The 19672-nt window shown below is 32.9% G+C and carries 20 protein-coding genes and 1 pseudogene; 17 read left to right on the forward strand and 4 right to left on the reverse strand.

The annotated features are described in order from the left end of the window. Window positions 1-29 precede the first annotated feature (29 nt). Complete coding sequence (locus tag AC4CVH_RS00235) at window positions 30-344, forward strand: DUF3847 domain-containing protein (protein WP_490785701.1); 315 nt, start codon at window positions 30-32, stop codon at window positions 342-344. 106 nt (window positions 345-450) lie between these two features. On the opposite strand, the gene AC4CVH_RS00240 is transcribed toward AC4CVH_RS00235, so the two are convergent. Continuing rightward, window positions 451-921, reverse strand: a complete 471-nt coding sequence (locus AC4CVH_RS00240) for a VOC family protein (protein ID WP_490785702.1) — start codon at window positions 919-921, stop codon at window positions 451-453. 409 nt (window positions 922-1330) lie between these two features. Here AC4CVH_RS00240 and AC4CVH_RS00245 point away from each other — a divergent pair, with 409 nt between their 5' ends. The 4 genes from AC4CVH_RS00245 to AC4CVH_RS00260 all read left to right on the forward strand — a co-directional run bounded on the left by AC4CVH_RS00245 (window position 1331) and on the right by AC4CVH_RS00260 (window position 5148). Continuing rightward, window positions 1331-1480 (forward strand): hypothetical protein, encoded by a 150-nt coding sequence (locus AC4CVH_RS00245; protein ID WP_490785703.1) that lies wholly within the window; start codon window positions 1331-1333, stop codon window positions 1478-1480. Then, on the forward strand, window positions 1455-2759 hold the full coding sequence (locus AC4CVH_RS00250; RefSeq protein WP_490785704.1) for an MDR family MFS transporter: 1305 nt from the start codon (window positions 1455-1457) through the stop codon (window positions 2757-2759). The genes AC4CVH_RS00245 and AC4CVH_RS00250 overlap by 26 nt, the downstream gene beginning before the upstream one ends. 166 nt (window positions 2760-2925) lie before the next feature. Further along, complete coding sequence (locus tag AC4CVH_RS00255; protein WP_490785705.1) at window positions 2926-3462, forward strand: PadR family transcriptional regulator; 537 nt, start codon at window positions 2926-2928, stop codon at window positions 3460-3462. Window positions 3463-3570: 108 nt separating this feature from the next. Then, window positions 3571-5148: an MDR family MFS transporter gene (locus AC4CVH_RS00260; RefSeq protein WP_490785706.1), complete on the forward strand. Its 1578-nt coding sequence runs from the start codon at window positions 3571-3573 to the stop codon at window positions 5146-5148. A 119-nt stretch (window positions 5149-5267) separates the two neighbouring features. On the opposite strand, the pseudogene AC4CVH_RS00265 reads toward AC4CVH_RS00260, so the two are convergent. Then, window positions 5268-5432 (reverse strand): annotated as a pseudogene (locus AC4CVH_RS00265) (nitroreductase family protein); the annotation flags it as partial. A gap of 330 nt (window positions 5433-5762) precedes the next feature. Between AC4CVH_RS00265 and AC4CVH_RS00270 the strand changes: the two are divergent. Beyond that, window positions 5763-7193 (forward strand): MFS transporter, encoded by a 1431-nt coding sequence (locus AC4CVH_RS00270; protein ID WP_490785707.1) that lies wholly within the window; start codon window positions 5763-5765, stop codon window positions 7191-7193. 3 nt (window positions 7194-7196) lie between these two features. On the opposite strand, the gene AC4CVH_RS00275 is transcribed toward AC4CVH_RS00270, so the two are convergent. Beyond that, window positions 7197-8051, reverse strand: coding sequence for an AraC family transcriptional regulator (locus tag AC4CVH_RS00275; protein WP_490785708.1), 855 nt, complete (start codon window positions 8049-8051; stop codon window positions 7197-7199). 155 nt (window positions 8052-8206) lie between these two features. Here AC4CVH_RS00275 and AC4CVH_RS00280 point away from each other — a divergent pair, with 155 nt between their 5' ends. The 5 genes from AC4CVH_RS00280 (at window position 8207) to AC4CVH_RS00300 (ending at window position 11527) form a co-directional block, all read left to right on the forward strand. Then, window positions 8207-8353: a hypothetical protein gene (locus AC4CVH_RS00280; protein ID WP_490786295.1), complete on the forward strand. Its 147-nt coding sequence runs from the start codon at window positions 8207-8209 to the stop codon at window positions 8351-8353. A gap of 112 nt (window positions 8354-8465) precedes the next feature. Continuing rightward, window positions 8466-9008 carry a 2TM domain-containing protein gene (locus AC4CVH_RS00285; protein ID WP_490785709.1) on the forward strand — a complete coding sequence of 181 codons (543 nt, stop codon included), beginning with the start codon at window positions 8466-8468 and terminating at the stop codon, window positions 9006-9008. A gap of 26 nt (window positions 9009-9034) precedes the next feature. Beyond that, window positions 9035-9628 carry a TetR/AcrR family transcriptional regulator gene (locus tag AC4CVH_RS00290; protein WP_490785710.1) on the forward strand — a complete coding sequence of 198 codons (594 nt, stop codon included), beginning with the start codon at window positions 9035-9037 and terminating at the stop codon, window positions 9626-9628. Window positions 9629-9729: 101 nt separating this feature from the next. Beyond that, on the forward strand, window positions 9730-10671 hold the full coding sequence (locus AC4CVH_RS00295; RefSeq protein ID WP_490785711.1) for an alpha/beta fold hydrolase: 942 nt from the start codon (window positions 9730-9732) through the stop codon (window positions 10669-10671). Further along, window positions 10658-11527: an AraC family transcriptional regulator gene (locus tag AC4CVH_RS00300; protein WP_490785712.1), complete on the forward strand. Its 870-nt coding sequence runs from the start codon at window positions 10658-10660 to the stop codon at window positions 11525-11527. The genes AC4CVH_RS00295 and AC4CVH_RS00300 overlap by 14 nt, the downstream gene beginning before the upstream one ends. A gap of 43 nt (window positions 11528-11570) precedes the next feature. Here AC4CVH_RS00300 and AC4CVH_RS00305 read toward each other — a convergent pair whose 3' ends face one another. Beyond that, window positions 11571-13457, reverse strand: coding sequence for a BglG family transcription antiterminator (locus AC4CVH_RS00305; protein ID WP_490785713.1), 1887 nt, complete (start codon window positions 13455-13457; stop codon window positions 11571-11573). Between the two features lie 196 nt (window positions 13458-13653). Here AC4CVH_RS00305 and AC4CVH_RS00310 point away from each other — a divergent pair, with 196 nt between their 5' ends. The 6 genes from AC4CVH_RS00310 to AC4CVH_RS00335 all read left to right on the forward strand — a co-directional run bounded on the left by AC4CVH_RS00310 (window position 13654) and on the right by AC4CVH_RS00335 (window position 19659). Beyond that, a complete protein-coding gene (locus tag AC4CVH_RS00310; RefSeq protein ID WP_490785714.1) occupies window positions 13654-13968 on the forward strand; it encodes a PTS sugar transporter subunit IIB in 315 nt (104 codons plus the stop codon). Between the two features lie 27 nt (window positions 13969-13995). Then, window positions 13996-15291 (forward strand): PTS transporter subunit EIIC, encoded by a 1296-nt coding sequence (locus AC4CVH_RS00315; protein ID WP_490785715.1) that lies wholly within the window; start codon window positions 13996-13998, stop codon window positions 15289-15291. A gap of 19 nt (window positions 15292-15310) precedes the next feature. Then, on the forward strand, window positions 15311-15646 hold the full coding sequence (locus AC4CVH_RS00320; protein WP_490785716.1) for a PTS lactose/cellobiose transporter subunit IIA: 336 nt from the start codon (window positions 15311-15313) through the stop codon (window positions 15644-15646). Then, on the forward strand, window positions 15630-17075 hold the full coding sequence (locus tag AC4CVH_RS00325) for a glycoside hydrolase family 1 protein (protein WP_490786296.1): 1446 nt from the start codon (window positions 15630-15632) through the stop codon (window positions 17073-17075). Before AC4CVH_RS00320 ends, AC4CVH_RS00325 begins: the two co-directional genes overlap by 17 nt. Before the next feature lie 237 nt (window positions 17076-17312). Beyond that, window positions 17313-18038, forward strand: a complete 726-nt coding sequence (locus tag AC4CVH_RS00330) for an ABC transporter ATP-binding protein (RefSeq protein WP_490785717.1) — start codon at window positions 17313-17315, stop codon at window positions 18036-18038. After that, window positions 18031-19659 carry a putative ABC transporter permease subunit gene (locus AC4CVH_RS00335; RefSeq protein ID WP_490785718.1) on the forward strand — a complete coding sequence of 543 codons (1629 nt, stop codon included), beginning with the start codon at window positions 18031-18033 and terminating at the stop codon, window positions 19657-19659. Before AC4CVH_RS00330 ends, AC4CVH_RS00335 begins: the two co-directional genes overlap by 8 nt. Window positions 19660-19672 lie beyond the last annotated feature (13 nt).

Genomic DNA, 19672 nt, shown 5'->3' on the forward strand with positions numbered 1-19672 from the left:
TGCGCTTAAAATCGAAAGGAGTTTTTTTCATGGCAAAGACCAAGACCGAGAAAATAGCGGACATTCAAACGCAGATTGAACAGCTTAAAAATCAGGAAAAGCGGCTCATTCAGCAACAAAAGGAACAGGAACGCAAGGACAGGACAAAGCGCCTTTGCAAGCGGGCGGGGCTTCTGGAAAGCCTTATTCCCGACACTATATCCCTCACGGACGAGCAATTCAAAACCTTCCTTGAAAAGACCGTCACCACTGAACACAGCCGCCGCATACTGGAGGGGTTGACCGCACATACCGACACAGGCGGGAGCAAGAACGAGGGCAACGGCAAAAGGGTATCGGGCTAATGCCCCTGCCCTTAAACCCGAAGGGCGCACTTATATACCACATGAATGTGGTATGTGCGGCCTGGCGGCGGCGTTTTGTGCCTATCGGCACAAAAGAAAGCGAGAATTAGTCACCTAAAGCTGATTTGATGTAATTAACATCAACATCCATGCGATTTGCTGTTTGCTCTAAGGTAAGTCCTGAACTGATGAACCGCTTTATTACCATAACTATATTTTCGGCAACCTCAATAATATGTTTGTCCAAATCATAAAAACGCACAGCCCGTTGCCCCCAACTATGCTCTACTACCTGATGGAGATATTCAATATTGCCAAATGCTTTCATCTTCTCAATAAACATATCCATATCATCAGTTTCAAAGTACAATTCCACTGCGTTATTAGAAAAAATAATTTGTGCTTTTTCTTTATGGATAAAACCAGTCCAAGTATCGGCTGTTTGTAGAAACACACCATCTGTCAATTGTACATTTGCGCCTGCGTCCATCACTACTTCCAATCCCAACACAGCATTGTAAAACAGCTTAGATTTTTCAATATCATTAACCGCAATCAAAGTACCCTTATATTGCATTTCCATTACCCCTTTAATTTAGTTTCTATTTTTTTAATTATCCAAATTATAACACTCCACCGCCCCACACTCAATTAAAACCGAAAGGAGGCCATGCGGTTGGCAGACCATTCAGTGTGCGAGTAGCACTGCCAGTAACATGCCCTAGTTGTGATTTCTTTTACTGTGATCTTTTCAATTCGCTTTTTACAGTATAGTTGCCAGAAGGCATCCATTAAGTTTCGTTTTGTTTGCATTGTGATTTCAGGCTGCTTGTTCATAGAATTCTCCTTTTTGAAGTTTTCAATAACCGACAAAGCATGAGCAATTGTTGGTTGATGAAGAATCTTAAAATTATTGCAATATGATTATCCAACAGGTTGTTGGATAATAAAAGATTTTTAAGATAACTTATAACAGGAGGATGTAATTGTGGAAAAAAATAGCAAATGATTCAAAATTGCAGAAAGAAAAAATAAATCCAATGCTGCTTAAGGTATCAATCATACTGGTATTTGGTTCTTTTGCACCATTGCTGGATTCTACAATGGTCAGTGGCGGTAAAAACAATAGCAAGTGACATGAAAAACACTGTTTCAATTATTCAGTGGGTCATAACAGGATATGTGCTGGCAATGGCAATGGCGGTACCAATTTCAGGGTGGGCTATTAATCGCTTTGGAGGCAAAAGATTGTATCAATTTTCTCTGGCATTATTTCTTTTGGGTTCAATGCTTTCATCGCTGTCATGGAATATAAGTTCTTTTATTGGATTCAGACTTCTGCAGGGAATTGGGGCAGGTTTATTGATGCCGACTATGACAAATATGCTTGTTAATATATCCGGCGGCAGAAATTTAGGGCGTATGGCATCAATTGTAAGTCTGCCAATGCTTTTGGCACCTATTCTTGGTCCAGTATTAGGAGGGATTATAGTTAACAGCCTTGGTTGGCGTTGGATTTTTTATGTTAATATTCCAGTTACCATTATTGCATTATTTTTAGTTTGGTTAGGAATACCAAAGGATAGTTCTTTTGACAAGAGACAGTCCCTTGATATCATTGGCATTTTGCTATTATCTCCAGCGTTTGCCCTGCTTATTTACGGAATTTCCGAAGTGTCATCTCATGGAGGAATAAACAGCAGTGCAGTGTTTATTCCAGTGGTACTTGGATTACTTTTAATGGTTGCATTCATTGTTTATGCTTTGCATGCAAAAATTTCTCCTGTGCTTGACTTGCATTTGTTTAAATCACGCAATTTTTCAGCTTCGACTATTTTGCTTTTCATGTCGGGAATTATTACAAATGGTGGGTTGATTCTTCTTCCATTATTCTATCAGCAGGTACGTGGCGAAAGTGTTTTATATGCCGGACTTTTATTAATTCCTCAGGGAATTGGCATGCTATTTACAAGAAGTCAGATGGGAAAATTGACAGATCGCATAGGGGCACGTCCAATTGTGTTGGTAAGTCTTGTAATTACCGCAATAGGAACTTTGCCATTTGCTTTTGCTGACTCACACACAAATTCAATACTTTTAACAGCAGCACTTCTGGTGCGTGGAGCTGGTTTGGGTGGAGTATTTATTCCAATTATGGTATCTGCATATTTAGGAGTTAAGGATGCTGAGATTCCCCATGCAAGTATTGCTACGAGAATATTACAGACAATCGGCAGTGCATTTGGATCTGCAGTTCTTGCAACGATATTGGAACATCAGCTTGCACAACACTCTGCAGCAGGGATGCAGTATGTTGCAAGTTCATATAATGTTGCATTCTGGTGGTCTGTTGGATTTACTGTAATTGCTATAATTCCGACACTGTTTTTGGCTAACAAGCATTCTGAAAAATAGTATGTTAAACTGTTTTTTATTTTAATACAAGCTGCTGACAAATATATTCTGCCAGCAGCTTGTTACATTGATTATTATAAGTTATTTTATTGAACAGGCTATTGACATAATTGAAAGTTGAGTATACTATATACTAGTATACTTTATACTACAAGGAGGTTGTTGTATGTCAACTATTGATTTGATGCTGCTTGGAGCTTTGATGGAAAAGCCAATGAATGCTTATGAAATGAAAAAAAATATGGAAGCTCGCAATATAAAGTCATGGGTAAAGATTAGTTCTCCTTCAATATATAAAAATCTTGTTTCGCTTAATAAAAAGGGATATCTTGATGATAAAGTTGTAAAGGACGGGGAAATGCCGGAGAAAACAATTTATTCAATAAATGAAGAAGGGCGCAGTTATTTCGTGAGAATGATGGAAAAATACTCTGAAGAGCCTGGAATGATTTATATAGATTTTGTTGCATTTGCTGCAAATCTTCACAATGTGTCACCAGATATGGGATTGAAGATGATTAAAAACTTAAGAAACAATCTTTTGGAAGCGAGAAAGGTTATTCAATCCAATATTGAAGCAAAAAAAGAATTTGTGCCATTTTATGCAATGTCCATATTGGAGTTATATGACAAGATGTATTTATTGTTTTGCGAGTGGTTCGAAAAAATTGCAGATGATTTCACCGAAAAAAACAATCTTTAAAAGTTAATTTGTCATGAAAATTATGTTTTGAGAGAAACATAATTTTTTATACTCATATAGTATAAAGTATACCAATATAATATATAGCAAGTAATTGGAGGCGTTTTTTTGAAAACAGAAAATTTAAGTAAAACAAAAATTACGTTGATTCTTGTAGGGTTAATGGCAAGCCTTTTGCTGTCAGCTTTGGACTCAACAATTGTAGGTACAGGAATGAAAAAGATAGTTAACGATTTGCAGGGCATGGAATACTATGCGTGGCCATTTACAATTTACATGCTTTGCGCTACTATAATTACTCCGGTTTCGGGAGGACTTGCTGATATCTTTGGGAGAAAGCCAATATTTGTATTCGGTATTTTTACATTTTTAATTGGTTCGGCATTGTGCGGAATGTCAAGAAGCATGGTTCAACTTATTATTTTTCGTGGTATACAGGGAATTGGCGGAGGCATACTTGTTACCAGTGTTTTTACTGTCGTTGGCGATTTATTTCCACCTCAAAAAAGAGGAAAATATATGGGTATGGTTGCATCTATGTATGGATTGTCAAGTATAATTGGACCGCTTCTTGGAGGAATAATTATAGATAATCTCAGCTGGCGCTGGATTTTTTATATAAATGTGCCAGTTGGAATTTTTGCCGCAGCAATTATAGTATTTATAATGCCTAATTTTAAAACAGAGGGAAAAAGGAAGGCAGTTGATTACTACGGAACATTTGCAATGATACTTGCTTTAGCCCCAATGCTGCTTGCTTTTAGCATGGGCGGAAAAGATTATTCATGGTTGTCTGTACAGATTATAGGAATGTTTGTATTTTCATTTGTCATGCTGCTGATGTTTATCTTTTGTGAGTCAAAAGCAGAAAATCCAATCATACCATTATCTTTCTTCAAAAATAGAAGTATAAGTGTGACGCTTATTGTGGCATTTCTTACAAATGGAATTATGTTTGCAGCAATTATGTATATTCCATACTTTGCACAGGGAATTATTGGAACAACAGCGACAACTTCAGGCTCAATAACAATGCCTATGATGCTTGGACTTTTGTTTGCAAGCTCATTGACAGGAGTTTTGACATCAAAGCTTGGTAAGAGCAAAGTGTTTGTATTTGTAGCCTTTATTTTAATGACAATTGGAGCAGGGCTTCTTTCTACAATGAATGCCAATACATCATATTTTAAGGTCATTTTTTATATGATAATATTGGGTCTTGGAATTGGAATCAATATGCCTATTACCAATACAAATGTTCAAAATTCCGTATCCAGAAGGCAGATTGGGGCTGCGACATCTACAGTTCAATTTTTTAGAAACATTGGAAGTACTATTGGGTCGGCAATATATGGAACAATAATGACAGCAGCAATGAATACAGGTTTTTCAAAGCTTGATTTAGGGAGCATTCCAGGTGGCATTCAGGAACAGCTTAAAAATCCTCAGGTGATTACAAATTCTGAAACTTTGAAGCAGATAGAAAATCATGTTCCAGGGCAATACGTAAGTCTTTTAAATACAGCACTTGAGAGTGCAAAAAAAGTGCTTTCAAATTCCATACATGAAATTTTCTTGCTCTGTATGTTTGTTGCAATAGGAGGTTTTATACTTACAATTATTTTTAAGGATGCACCATTACGTTCAAAACAGATTGATAAAAACAGTGAGAGAGTAATTCAATAAATTTTTAAGTGCTGGGTACTTTGTGCTGGACGTCAAACTGCATACTATATAAATACATAAAATCTATATCCATTCAGAAACTTCTTCCAGCAACTTTCGTGGTTTTGGATATGGCGACTGGTTTGTATAGCTGCGCCTATTGATTGAGTATCAGTGAGTAATCTGTAATGATTGTAATCTTCTTCAAAATTAGAAAATGCATTAAATACTAAAGCTACTGCTTATGCTTCATTAATTAAATTTATATTTAACTCAAAACTTCCAATAGGTTTATTTTGTTTCTTTTGGTATTATTTTTATTTTGAAACTTTCGTATACTTCTTCGTTCTTCTGTTGTCTTTATTACATGCATGTTAGTTCTCCTAGAATTCAAAGTTTTTACTTGGTATATATAAATGAGATTGTTAACAATATAAGAATATGATGCACGTATCATATCTGTCAAGAGTAGGTTGGAAAATGTCAATATAGTCCTAAAACAGTGCAAACAAGTTCTTGTATGCAATTATTTAAATATTTATTATTATACGTGGAGCGAGTCAGATTATAAAAAGTTCTGTAAAACTGTTACGCTCGTATTTTAAATAATTGATGAGTTAAAAAAGGAGGTTTTTATGAAAGAACAAAAGTTTGACATTTATCAGAATAATAAGTGGATTGTATTATTTGTTGTTGTAGCAATGACATTTATGGCTACTTTGGATTCAAGTATAGTTAATGCTACATTGCCTGTAATATCTGAAAATTTGTCAGTTTCTCTTTCTTCAATTGAATGGATTATTGCAAGTTATGTAATAGTAATTTGTGCAACTATTTTATTCTTTGGAAGATTAGGGGATATGATTGGTAAAACCAAAGTTTTTCAATGTGGAAGTGCTTTGTTTACTTTGGGATCTTTTTTGTGCGGAAGGTCAAACTCATTTATCTTACTTATTATTTTTAGATTCATTCAAGGAATAGGTGCATCTGCTTACATGGCAAATAATCAAGGCATAATAACAGAAATATTTCCTGAGAAAGGAAGAGGAAAAGCATTAGGAATTTTGGCTGCGGCTGTTGCATTAGGAACTATGATTGGACCACCTGCTGGTGGAATAATTGTTTCATATTTAAGTTGGAATTATATTTTTCTCATTAACGTTCCAATTGGAATTATTGTTTTTATTTTGAGCATTAAATATTTACCAAGAGCTAAAAAAGCCAGTCAAAAACTGGATATAGCAGGAACTATTTTTCAACTTTTAGGGACATCTTTATTTTTTGGAGCATTCATATTGGCTCAAAGAATAGGTTTTGAAAATATATGGATAATAGGCGGGCTAATTGTATCGATTATTTTAATAGTTGTATTTATATATATTGAAACAAAAAGCAATCAACCATTACTTGCATTAAAAATATTTAAGAATAAACTATTTTCTGTAAGTTTGATATGCGCTTTTATTTCTTTTACATGTATAGCAGCATCTACTATATTGTTGCCATTTTACTTTCAAGACACTATGAAATTATCTCCATCTGCTGCAGGATTTCTTCTAATGATATCACCTATCATAATTGCAATTTTTTCACCACTATGTGGTACAATGTCAGATAAAATAGGTCCAGAAATATTGTCATTAACAGGATTGTTATTTATGAGCATTGCATTTCTACTTCTATCTTTTTTGACAGAATATTCACCTATACTGGAAGTGATAATATTTATGGCGATAATGGCTTTTGGACAGTCTTTATTTCAACCATCAAACAATTCACTTATTATGTCAAATTCTCCAAGAGAACAGTTGGGTATAGCCGGAAGTGTTAATTCATTAGTTAGAAACTTAGGACAAATTGTTGGAATTACATTGTCTACAACATTTCTATATACCTTTATGAGCCAGAAATTGCATTATCGTGTTTTAGGATATGTTTTTGGGAAAGATTATGCATTTGTATATGGTATGAAAAATGATTATATAATTTTATCGATAATATGCCTTATCGGTATAATGCTTACTGGTGCAAGAGCATTGCAAAAGAAGAAACAGGCAGATGTCTAGCCTTTAGCATACAAATTTTGTGGGAGAAACACCATATTTCTTCTTAAACAAACGACAGAAATAATTTACATCATTGAAGCCGCAGTTTATTGATATTTCTGTTATGTTCATAGTATCATTTTTTAAAAGTTCTATAGACTTTTTTAATCTGATTTCATTTATATATTCTGTTGCAGTTCTTCCAGTTATTTGTTTAAATATCCTGCAAAAGTAATATGTACTTATATGTGCAATACTTGAAAGTTCTTTTGCACATATTTTTTTACTGTAGTTATTATCTATATATTCGAATACTTCATGGAAACGCTTGAAGTTATCAAGTTTATATATGTTTTTTTCTTTTATGAACTCATCAATATAATTTCTGAGAAGTAAGACAATTAGGTTGTATATATGAGCTTTTACAGCAAGTTCATGTCCAATATCTCCATTAAAGTATTCTTTAATTATAGTAGTTATACATTTTAAAACTTCACTGTCATTTTCTATTAAATTTTGAAATACAATTAGATTTTCAGATAGAGGAGATAAATATTTTGCTTGACATAAATCAACATGGCCACTGAATAAAAAAGGCAAGTCAATGCGTATAATATAAAATTTAAAATTGTCATTGCGGCTTTCAAGATAATGTAATTCTCTGCTGTTTATAATTGCAATATTACCTTTTATGACGGAGAAGCATTTTTTGTTGCATCCCAGGAAACCTTTTCCATCAATAAAGTAGAAAATCTGAAGATGCTCATGCCAATGCTCTTTAAGTCTAGATCCTAATTTAAAAATTTTGGGCGATATTATGTCTACACCAAAATTTTGATCAGGCATATTTTTGTAATAATAATTTTTCATATCTTTCATAAGTATTACCTCTTACATATATTTTTTAGGAGATTTATTAATAAGTTAATTATATCAAGTGTGTAAAATAATTTGATGATGAAAATTCTATTATGACTTATTTAACAATTATACTGATTCGTAGAAGAGAACTCGCCATACTTAAAGCTATTGGCATGACAAAAAAACAGCTTGCTGTAATGCTGTGCCTTGAGTTCTCTGTTTATTGTGCGTCCGTTGTTATTTTTGATGGGTGCATTGATTCCGTATGTTTTCTATCATTTTGTAGGCAGGCAAAGTGTTGCGGAGTCTTTAAAAATTGATGAATAATAAATATTATTATGATACAGAAAAAATCTCTTGACAATATTTTATTAGATACTATATTATTATAATACAAGTGTATTATAATAATGCGTCGGGAGGACAATATTTATGTTGGTTGCATTAATTATAGCATGTGAAATAGGATTTTGGATTTTAGTATTTTTGGGACTTGCTACTCGTTATATTTTGAAGAAGAAAAGGATGGGAGCATTTTTGCTTTTGTTGACACCGATAGTTGATATGATACTGTTAATAACAACTGTGATTGATTTGCGCGGTGGTGCCGAGGCCAGCTCCCTTCATGGACTTGCTGCTGTTTATATAGGTATTTCTCTTTCCTTTGGACCTAAAATGATCCGTTGGGCGGATGAACGCTTTGCACATCGTTTTGCAAATGGACCGTCTCCTTTAAAACCGCCAAAGTATGGGAGGAAAAACGCACGCCATGAGAGAAAAGGATGGTATGCACATTTAAGAGCATGGATAATTGGAAGTTTGTTGTTATATTTTATGACGGTGCTTATAGGTGACAGCAATAGAACAATGAGTTTGATAAGTATAATTAAAACATGGGGAATAATACTTTTTATAGATTTTCTTTATAGTTTTAGTTTTACGCTGTGGCCAAGAAAAGAAAATAGTGTGCTGTAGTATTTTGATTAGTAAAGGAGATTAATATGCCTAAAATTGTAAATCATGATTGTCAGAAGGAAATTATTGCGAAAGCTGCCTGGAGAGTGATACAAAAGGATGGAATAGAAAATGCAACAGTGAGGAAAATTGCACAGGAGGCAAATGTGTCTTTAGGTGCATTAAGGCACTATTTCAGCAGTCAGGTTGAATTGTTGGAATTTGCAATGCTCATGGTTTCAAATCATATTGAAAAAAGGCTGGCAAATATGGATGCCTTGTTAGATACTATTAGTTTATCTGCGGCAAAGGAAGTATTATTAAATTTTATACCAGTTGACGAAGAACGTAAGCTTGAGATGAAGGTATGGCTTTCCATGTCCATTAAAGCTTTGAATGAACCCTCTTTAGAAAAAATCAGAAATGATACTTATGAATCCATGCACAAAACTATTTTTACCATGCTTCAGCAATTGTCGGAAGCACATATTATAAAAGAAGCGATTGATCTGGAATTTGAGGCACAGCAGTTGCAGGTTCTTGTTGATGGATTGTCGTTTCATTTGATGATTTGTCCTGATAAAATTACAGTTGATGAAGTGGATTCGATTCTAGCAAATCATCTTGATGGACTCTGCTAGGACAAATAAAAGCACAATCAGACAGAACTAAGATGATGTATTTTGATATACTCTAGTGTAGATGGTTAAGTATAAAATACAGCTGACGGAGGATATTTTAAATGGGATGTTATTATAAAATCAGAGGAAAGAATATTTACACTGAAATTTTAGGAGAGGACTCATCCAATGTATTGTTGTTTATTCATGGCGGACCGGGTGGAATTGGCGTTGCAGATTTTATTCAGTATCAGGGAGAGAGATTATCAAAGAATTTTAAAGTTATAGCTCCGGAACAAAGAGGTGTGTGGAGATCTGAAGATGTTTTACAGGAAGAAAGTATTACACTGGAAGACATTATTGAAGATTTTGAAGAACTCAGAAGAAAACTGCATATAAATAAATGGTCGCTTCTAAGTCATTCATTTGGAGGATATCTTGCTGCTGTTTATGCGAGTTTATATCCTGATTCCATTGAATGCATGATATATGAATCTCCATCTTTTGATTTTGCACTTTCAGAACGTTCCATGTTAAATGCAGCAGCAAATGAACTGACAAAGCTTGGAAATCCAATATTGGCAGAAGAATATTTTGAAGCGTTAAAAAATATTACAGATTATAAAAAAATTAATAAACTTCTCACAAAAGCTATAGGTCAGCTTGGGGAGAACTGCAATAATTTCATGTGGTTTGGAGATGACAAGCATATTATTGAAAGAATAGCAGTAAATACCCATGATGCCAAGAGGCTATGGCAAAAATCTACAAATACGAGAATGAAGCTGCTAAAAGATTGGCGTGTATATAATGATGTGTTTTGTGAGTTGTCAAATATAAATAAACCGTCTTTACTTCTTAAAGGCAAATATGATCCAATAACTTGTGAAGTTCAGATTGAGGAATTTACGAAGAGGGCTTGTGACAAGAGAGTGGTTGTATTTGATTTTTCTGGTCATTATATTAGAATTGAGGAGCCGGACAAGTATTGTGAGGTTATAACAAATTATGTGTATAATAAGATGATGATTCCTAAAGGAGATAAAAAAATTGGAAACAATTGAGCTGCTTAAAAATGCACTTGAATATATTGAAGAAAATTTGGATGCAGAACTTAATATAGATGACATAGCAAAAATTGCATACTCGTCAAGGTATCATTTTCAGCGGATTTTTCATGCATTGACAGGATTTACAGTAACCCGGTATATAAGAAACAGAAGGCTTACTCTTGCGGCAGAAGAGTTGACTATGTCGCATAATAGAATAACTGACATAGCATTGAAATACGGATATGAGAGTCCGGAAGCCTTTGCCAAGGCGTTTAAAAGAATGCATGGAATGTCGCCTTCAGCTTTAAAAAATTTTGGTGGGAAAATTAAAGCTTTTCCAAAAATATCTTTTACAATATCAATTAAGGGAGAACGGGAAATTGTCTATAAAATAGTTCAAAAGGAAGGTTTTAAGGTATTCGGTGTAAGTTTTGAAACAACTAAAGTTAATGATGAGGCCTATAGAGATATACCAAAGTTTATTAGCGGGATATTTGAGAATGGAGTACATGACAGGATAAATGAAATGTTAGGCAGGCCAAAGGGTAGTTTGCTAAGTGGACTCCATTATGATTTTAAGGAAGATGGTACAAGAAAGTATATGATGGGACATGAGATGGTTAGAGAAGAATTTACGGGTGAATTTACAGTGCTTAGTGTGCCGGAGCTTACATGGGCGGTATTTGAAGGTTTTGGAAAAGGGCCGGATAATTTTATTATACAAGATATCTGGAGACGTGTGTATTCAGAATGGTTTCCTTCTTCGGGATTTGAACAGGTGGAGGGTCCCTGCATGGAAAAAAACTTTTTGGATGATGAAAGTGGGTATAGATGTGAACTCTGGATTCCCGTAAAAAGGAAAAAATGAGCATGCCGTATCAGTATAGAAATATTTTGATGCGGCATATTTTCTAATATAATTTTAAGATATTATTTATGAATTCGTTATATGATTTGGAATTAATTATGAACTCTAAGTTTGCATAGTTGTTACAAATACTTGCGAGAAATGAAAAGACATCAGAAAAATTAGAAAAGTCAAATTTACTTATTGAGAACATAAAAATAATTTTTACTGATGAGTTTCCCCAACTAACAGGTTCTTCTAAAATAGAAATTTCAAGAACCGTTTTTTGTGAATAACAATCTATAGGATGGGGAATAGCAACCATGCCAAAATTAGTTGGCGATATTTCTTCTCTTTCAAATATTTTTTTAGTGAATTCATAAGATACATATTCTTTTTTTATTAGGGTATTTGCCATTTTATTAATTGCATCATCCCTTGAAATATAATTACAATTAGTTTTAAACAAATCTTTATCAATAAGCTTTTTTAGCATAGCTGCGATTTTAGAGCGAGATTTATCTCTTTTAATATGTTTTATTAGTTTACTTATATTATCCTTATCATCATCATTAAAAAATGTAGATATAACAACATAATTACTGACACAGGAAACTGGAATTGTAGATATTATAAAATCATTGTCATTTAAGTTTAATTCCTTTGGATTTGTTATTATGGAATTAATCATTATATCTTCATGAAAATAGGATTCAATTTTTTTCAATTGATTATTGTAATGAGAATAATAATGTGGACAAATAATTGTTACTTTTAACTTTTTACGTATGCTGTTTAATTCCTCAATTCTCACTCCTATGTGCAAAGCTATATAGGCAATTTCATCATCATACATAGTCACATTTTGCTGCTTACTTATAATATTTGAGATGTAAACGGCAATGTCATATATAAAAGGAGAAGTCGATTTTATACTATATAATAATGGGTTGTGAACTGATACTTTTTCTTTAAGACGAATTAGCATGTTTTTAATGTGCAGAGAAAAAGCAATAATAAATTCATCGACATTTAGATCGATATTATAATTTTTATATACAGAACTTATAATATTATTCACCAATATTGTTATGTCATTGCTAACTGATAATTTTGTAGTTTCAATTTCCCTTAGCTCCTTATTTTTAATTGATCTAGTCATTAGAAGTAATGTGAACTGATATTTACTACTATCAGTAAATTTCACATCATACATATTTTCTAAAATTTCGCATAATTCATCAATAATTGAAACAAACGGATGAGTTGATGTTGTTAGCTCTAAATTTAAGGATTCGTAGCTATTTTGTGATGATTGCGCTTGATTCATTGAAATAAGTATGTGCAGCAGAAGATTAATAAGTGAGTATTCATCAATAAAAAAATGGTTTTCATTGAGTTTTTGCATGATGATGTTGTGAATTTCTTCTACATTATAATTAGGAAATATATCGTTAAGGGTGGATAAGCTAACTAAATGATTCCCAGCTTCATCATATATAAGTTGAATTATCAATGTTTTCTTATCTTTTACAGTTCCAACCAAAAGCAATTTGTTATTTTTAGTTTTTAATACTAAATGATATCTTGCAATATATCTTCGAATTTTTTTTATTTCGTTTTGCAGAGTGACTTCAGATATACAGAGTTTGCTAGATAAAATATCTAAATCGATAGCTTTGCCGGTTATTAGTAGTTTTTGCAGAATGTATGATTTACGTTCCTCGAATGTCAAAGGAATATCATTATCCTCGTTTAATTTTAAAGTTTTTTTGATTTTAATACTATTTTTACTTATTTCAATGTCATCTTTATACTCTTCTTTAATATCTTTAATATAATTTCGTATGGTTCTAGGTGTAACGCTAAAATGAAGAGCTATACTTTTAGAAGTTAAAAGTTTGGAATTTGAGTTATTCAAGTAGTTTATGATATCTCTCTTAGTTAGCATTTTAGTTACCTCCTGTACATTTTACCCTGCATTTCCTAAATATTATATCAAATAAAAAGATTATCTTTAATTAGTATAACTATAAATGTTTTTAAAAAAAAGGTTTACAATTTCTTGTGTGCAGGAAAAGACAGAACTATTTTATTAAAATAGCCTTATTTATACTAGAGACATAAAGTTTATGGAGGCGATTAATATGGCTAAGTATTCTATATTATTGTGTTGTGGTGCAGGTATGAGTTCTGGATTTCTGGCACAAGCTGCACAAAAGGCTGCAAATTCAAAGAAAGCTCAAATGATTATTGATGCAAAGAGTCAGAGTGTTGTTGAAGACGTAATAGAAGATTATGATTTTCTTCTTCTAGGACCACATTATAAAAGTCATCTTGAGGAATTTCAAGAAATTGCAGAACCATATGATATTCCGGTTGCTGTAATTCCACAAGAAATTTACGGAGCTCTTGATGGAGAAGGTTTAATTGAATTTATCTTGAAAAAATTAAAAGAATAAAAAAATTGCAAAGGAGGAGTAATACTTATGAAAAAGTTCATGTATTGGCTGCAAAATTCATTGACACCGGCAGTACAGAAATTTACCAATCGCCCATGGGTATCAGGTTTTTCTGCCGGTATAGTTAAATGTTTACCATTTATATTAACAGGATGTGTAGTTTTCTTTTATAATGTTATACAATCTTATTTTTCAAAAATTTTGCCGGATTTAACTATTATAACAACTTATACGTTTAATTTATTGTCTCTTCTTGTAGCGTTTATGATGGTATATCAATTAATGGGATCATTAAAACATCGTGGATATCAGGTAGTTGGAGGATTAACGGGTATATGTGCATATATTTTAACCATGAAAGGAACTATTGATAGTAAGGGAATATATACTGTAACCTGGAACAGATTTGGGCCAACAGGTATTGTTGTAGCTATATGTATTGGATTATATGTAGCATTTATATTTCATATTATTGCCAAATTAAAATTATTAAAGGGAAATACAAGCATTCCTGAATTTGTTAAGGAATGGATCAACAATATTATTCCTATTTTTTTAACTATTCTAACCTTAAAGATTTTAATTATTGATTTTAACATAGATTTGTATCCATTGGTATTGCTTATATTTCAGCCAGTTCAAGCAATTGCTCAAACATACCTGGGATTTTTACTCGTTGTTTTTATTCCTGTATTTTTCTACTCATTAGGAATATCAGGGTGGACATGGTCTGGTCCGAGAAATGCAATTTTTATTCCAGCGCAGGCTGCAAATGTGGCAGCTGTTGCTGCAGGTGGTACAGCTACATTTTTAACAACATCGGAGGTTGCTAATGGTATCGCATTATGTGTACTTGGTGGTATGGGCTGCACATTGGCTTTCAACATTTGGCTGCTTATGTCTAAGAGTAAAAAGTTAAAGACACTTGGCAGGGTGTGCATTGGACCATCTATTTTCAACATAAATGAACCAGTTATATTTGGAGCACCAATGGTATTCAATCCAATGCTTATGCTTCCAATGTATATTTGTACATTTGTCAATGCCACAATTGTATGGGTAGTTATGAAATTTGGGTTCTTAACCATTCCCACAATTCAATTGGCAATGGTTTCAACAATTCCAGCACCGATATCTACTGTACTATTTACAGGAGATATGAGGGGAATTATCTGGTGGGCAGTTGTGCTACTCTTAGATTTATTAATTTACTATCCATTTTTCAAGGTATTTGAAAAGGAAACATTGTTAAAGGAACAAGAAAAGCTTTCTGAGATGGAAGGTAAATCTATAAAAGGTGATGCGGAACTGGTTCTTAAATAAGATAAGGGAGTTTGATGGTATGGACGAAAAGATAGTTAACGTTGCCATGCAAATTATATTAAATGCTGGTGATGCTAGAAATAATGTTATGAGTGCAATGTCTGCAGAGATGGATGGAGACAAAAAGAAGGCAGATGAGTTGTTAAGTATAGCTAGAGAATGTATTAAAAAGGCACATCTTTCCCAAACAGAAGTTATTCAAGAAGAAGCACGTGGAAATAAAATGGATATATGCTTTTTATTCATACATGCACAAGATACTTTAATGACGATAGCGTCAGAAGTAAATATGATTGAGCAGATGATGAAAATGTATAGAAAATTGGAGGTAAAAATTGATGGATATTGTAAATAGCTTTCCTGAAGGTTTTATGTGGGGTGCAGCAACTAGCGCATATCAATGTGAAGGTGCAGCAAATGAGGATGGAAAAAAGGACAATCAACAGGATGTAATTAATAGAGAAATCAGTGATGAATACGGTTATGCAGATGCAAGTGTGGCAAGTGATCATTACCATCATTATAAGGAAGATGTAGCATTAATGGCAGAGATGGGATTTACATCATACCGTTTTTCAATTAACTGGGCTAGAGTTTTGCCTGACGGAATTGGTAAGCCCAATTCAAAAGGTGTTCAATTTTATCATAATTTAATTGATGAATTAAAATCTCATAATATTGAGCCAATTGTAACTATGTGGCATTACGATTTGCCTATGGCTTTAGTAAATAAATATGGAGGATGGGCAGATCGCAGAATTGTTGATGATTTTGAGTACTATGCTAGATATATTTTGAATGAATATAAAGATAAAGTGAAATATTGGTTAACTATTAATGAGCAGAGTATTGTTGTCAATTATATTGACCGTAAAAATAAAATATCATTGGAAGACAAGTTCAACCCAAAGTTTAGATATCAAGCAAATCATTACATGAATCTTGCTCACGCAAAAGCAGCAATTGCTGTTCATGAGATTGTTCCAGGAGGATTATGTGGTGCAGCACTTGACATGGCTCCATATTATCCACATACGTGTGCTCCAAAGGATATTTTGGCATCTAAAAATGCAAGTGCCTTTAAGAATTATTTTTATATGGATGCGTACTTTAAAGGAATATACACAAAATCAGTAATGGCTTATTTGAAACGTCAGGGGCTGGATTTTGAAATTTTAGAAGGAGACATGGATTTAATAAAAAGGGGTTCGGAATGCTTTGATTTCCTGGGAATAAATTATTATCAAAGTGCATGTGTAAAAGAGGCTGCCCCGGGATTGGCTCGTCGCTCTAAACAAAATAATAAGACGGGTAAGGGTGGAAAAATTGTTTATGAGGTACAGCCAGATTTATTTGAATGTTGTAAAAATGACAATATTAAAGATACTGATTTTTCAATGCCAATAGATCCAATTGGACTTCAATATGTATTGGAGGATATTAATGATCGTTATCACAAACCCGTTATGATTTGTGAAAATGGGTTTGGAGCATATGATGAACTGGAAAGAGACGGAAGTGTGCACGACAGTTATCGTATTGAATATATCCGTGAGCACATTAAGGCAATGAAAAATGCAATTGCAAATGGTGTTGATATTATAGCGTATAATCCGTGGTCTGCATTTGATTTATTGTCAACAAGTAACGGAATTGCCAAAAGATATGGATTTATATATGTAGATCGCACAGATAAGGATATTAAAGAATGCAGAAGATACAGAAAAGATTCGTTTTATTGGTATAAAAATGTTATAGCAACGAATGGAAAAAATTTAGAGTAGATTGTTTTGAAAATTTGTTTTAAGACTGCTGATAAATGCATTTATCAAGCAGTCTTTTTTAACAAAATTTTGGCAAGTCCTTATAAGGCTGAAGGTGAGAGTATTATTTCAGTGGAAAATAAGTCGGTGGCGGAAGTTAACGGCTTACTCTACTTATAAAGATATGTTAAAATAAAACGAATACTTTTTTATACAGCAAATTTTAGTATGAAAATATCCTAGAAGGAGGCGTCAATAATGATAAGCATACAAAATGTCATAAAAAGTTATAATGGAAATTATAAGGCAGTCGACAATTTAAATTTAGAAGTAAGCGATGGAGAAATCTACGGACTGCTAGGCCCTAATGGTGCAGGAAAAACCACTACAATCAAGATGATTACTGGAGTGATAGCACCAACTAAAGGGAATATAGAAATCAATGGTGTTGACATAAGTAAAAACCCAATTAAGGCAAAAAAACAGTTCGGATATGTACCAGACAATCCAGATATGTTTTTAAGACTTACTGGAATAGAGTACTTGAATTTTATGGCAGACATTTATGGCGTTTCTAAAGAAGATAGATCTGAGAGAATAAAGAATATGTCAAAAAAGTTTGGTATGGAATCTGCTCTTGCAGATAAAATTCAAGCGTATTCTCATGGAATGAGACAGAAAATCATTTTAATAGGAGTTATGATCCATAAGCCAAAAGTGTGGATTTTAGATGAACCCATGACAGGCTTAGACCCTAAATCAGCATTTACGTTAAAGGAAATGATGAGAGAACATGCTGATGCAGGAAACACAGTTATTTTTTCAACTCACGTGTTGGAGGTTGCAGAAAAAATATGTGATAAGGTAGCAATAATTAATAAAGGGCAATTAATATTTAATGGAACTTTAAACGACATGCATGATAAATTTAAGGAAAATGAATCTTTAGAGGAAATGTTCCTGGAGATGACCGAAAATGAATAGATTAAGAGTTGTGACCAAATATTTTATGAAAAATGCCCTCGGTGAAATGTTTGGAAACAATAAAATGAAGACTATCTTTTTATCTTTAATTATGATTTTTTCAATAATTGTCATATCTATACCATTTGCACTTATAATTGCAAGCGGATATGAGTCGTTTCATGCAGCAGGTCAGGAAGGAATGCTGCTGGCACTTATGGTATCGGCAGGTGCAGGTATTTGTTTCCTTCTTGGAACATACACAATAATGAATGTATTTTACTTTTCAGATGATATAGAAGTGCTTTTACCTATGCCAATTAAAAGCAGCGAACTTATAATTGGCAAGTTCTTAGCCGTATTATTAAATATGTATATGTATACTTCTATATTGATACTTCCGCTTATAGCTTATGGAATTGTATCAAAAGCAAGTATTATTTATTATTTGTATCTTGTATTAGTATTGATAATAACTCCTGTATTTCCAATGGTACTGGCATCTATCATATGCATGATACTTATGAGATTTACCAAGCTGTCAAAGCACAAAGATGGCTTTAGAATGTTTATAGGTTGTATTTCATTAATCTTTGTTATTTTATTTAATTACCTCAATTCTGCTTTAAATGGAAACATGACTCATGGACAAACGCTTTTGAAATTTTCAGAAGGTCATAACAGCATGATGGATACTATGACAGGAATTTTTATAACAAATAAATTTTCATCATATGCACTGCTGTACAATAACAAAACAAGCGGACTCTTGTATATAATTCTAACATTAGTAACAAGCATAGCAATATTTGCTGCTTATTCATATATTGGAGGAAAACTGTATCTCAAAGGAATAATAGGTATTTCAGAATCTTACAGCACAAGGGAAAACATACTTGAAAATGGAAAAGCAGATAAAATCATAAAAATAAATTCTCCACTAAAAGCTCTTGTGGTAAAAGATATTAAAATTATGTTTAGAACACCAACGTATTTTATAAATTGCGTTGCAATGATATTTTATATGCCGGCAATACTTGGGGTGTCAATGATATCCAACGGAGGTCTTGCAAATATAAAAAATATGTTAAACAGTACTAATAGACTAAATGGTTTTGTAATAGTTGGAGCCTTTGTTCTTGCCGCAATGTCTATAATGACAGGTGGTGCAGCCTCAATTGCACTTTCAAGGGAAGGCAGAGATATTATAGTATCTAAATATATTCCGATTTCATATAAAACTCATCTACACTCAAAAATAATATCATCTTTATGTATAAATGGAATGGCAGTAGTAATAACAGCAATAGTATTGATACTAATAGGTATCAATAAATTATTATTTATTTTAGGACTATTAGTATCGATAGGTGCAATATTACTGATATCTTTGATAGGTTTATTCCTGGATTTTAGCTTTCCAAAACTCACATGGGAAACTGAGAAAGCTATTTTTCAGAAAAACTATTTGCCAGTTTTAATAATGGTTATAGTTGTTGTTATAAGTGGGATACTTGTGATTTTAAACTTTTTTATAAATAATTATATAGTAATATTTCTTGTCTGCATGAGCATAGTGTTATTTGGAAGCTTAATTTTATACAGACTTTTATTAAAACTTGCATATAAAATATTTGGATAATAGGAGGAGCAGA

The organism is Clostridium pabulibutyricum, assembly GCF_058242705.1.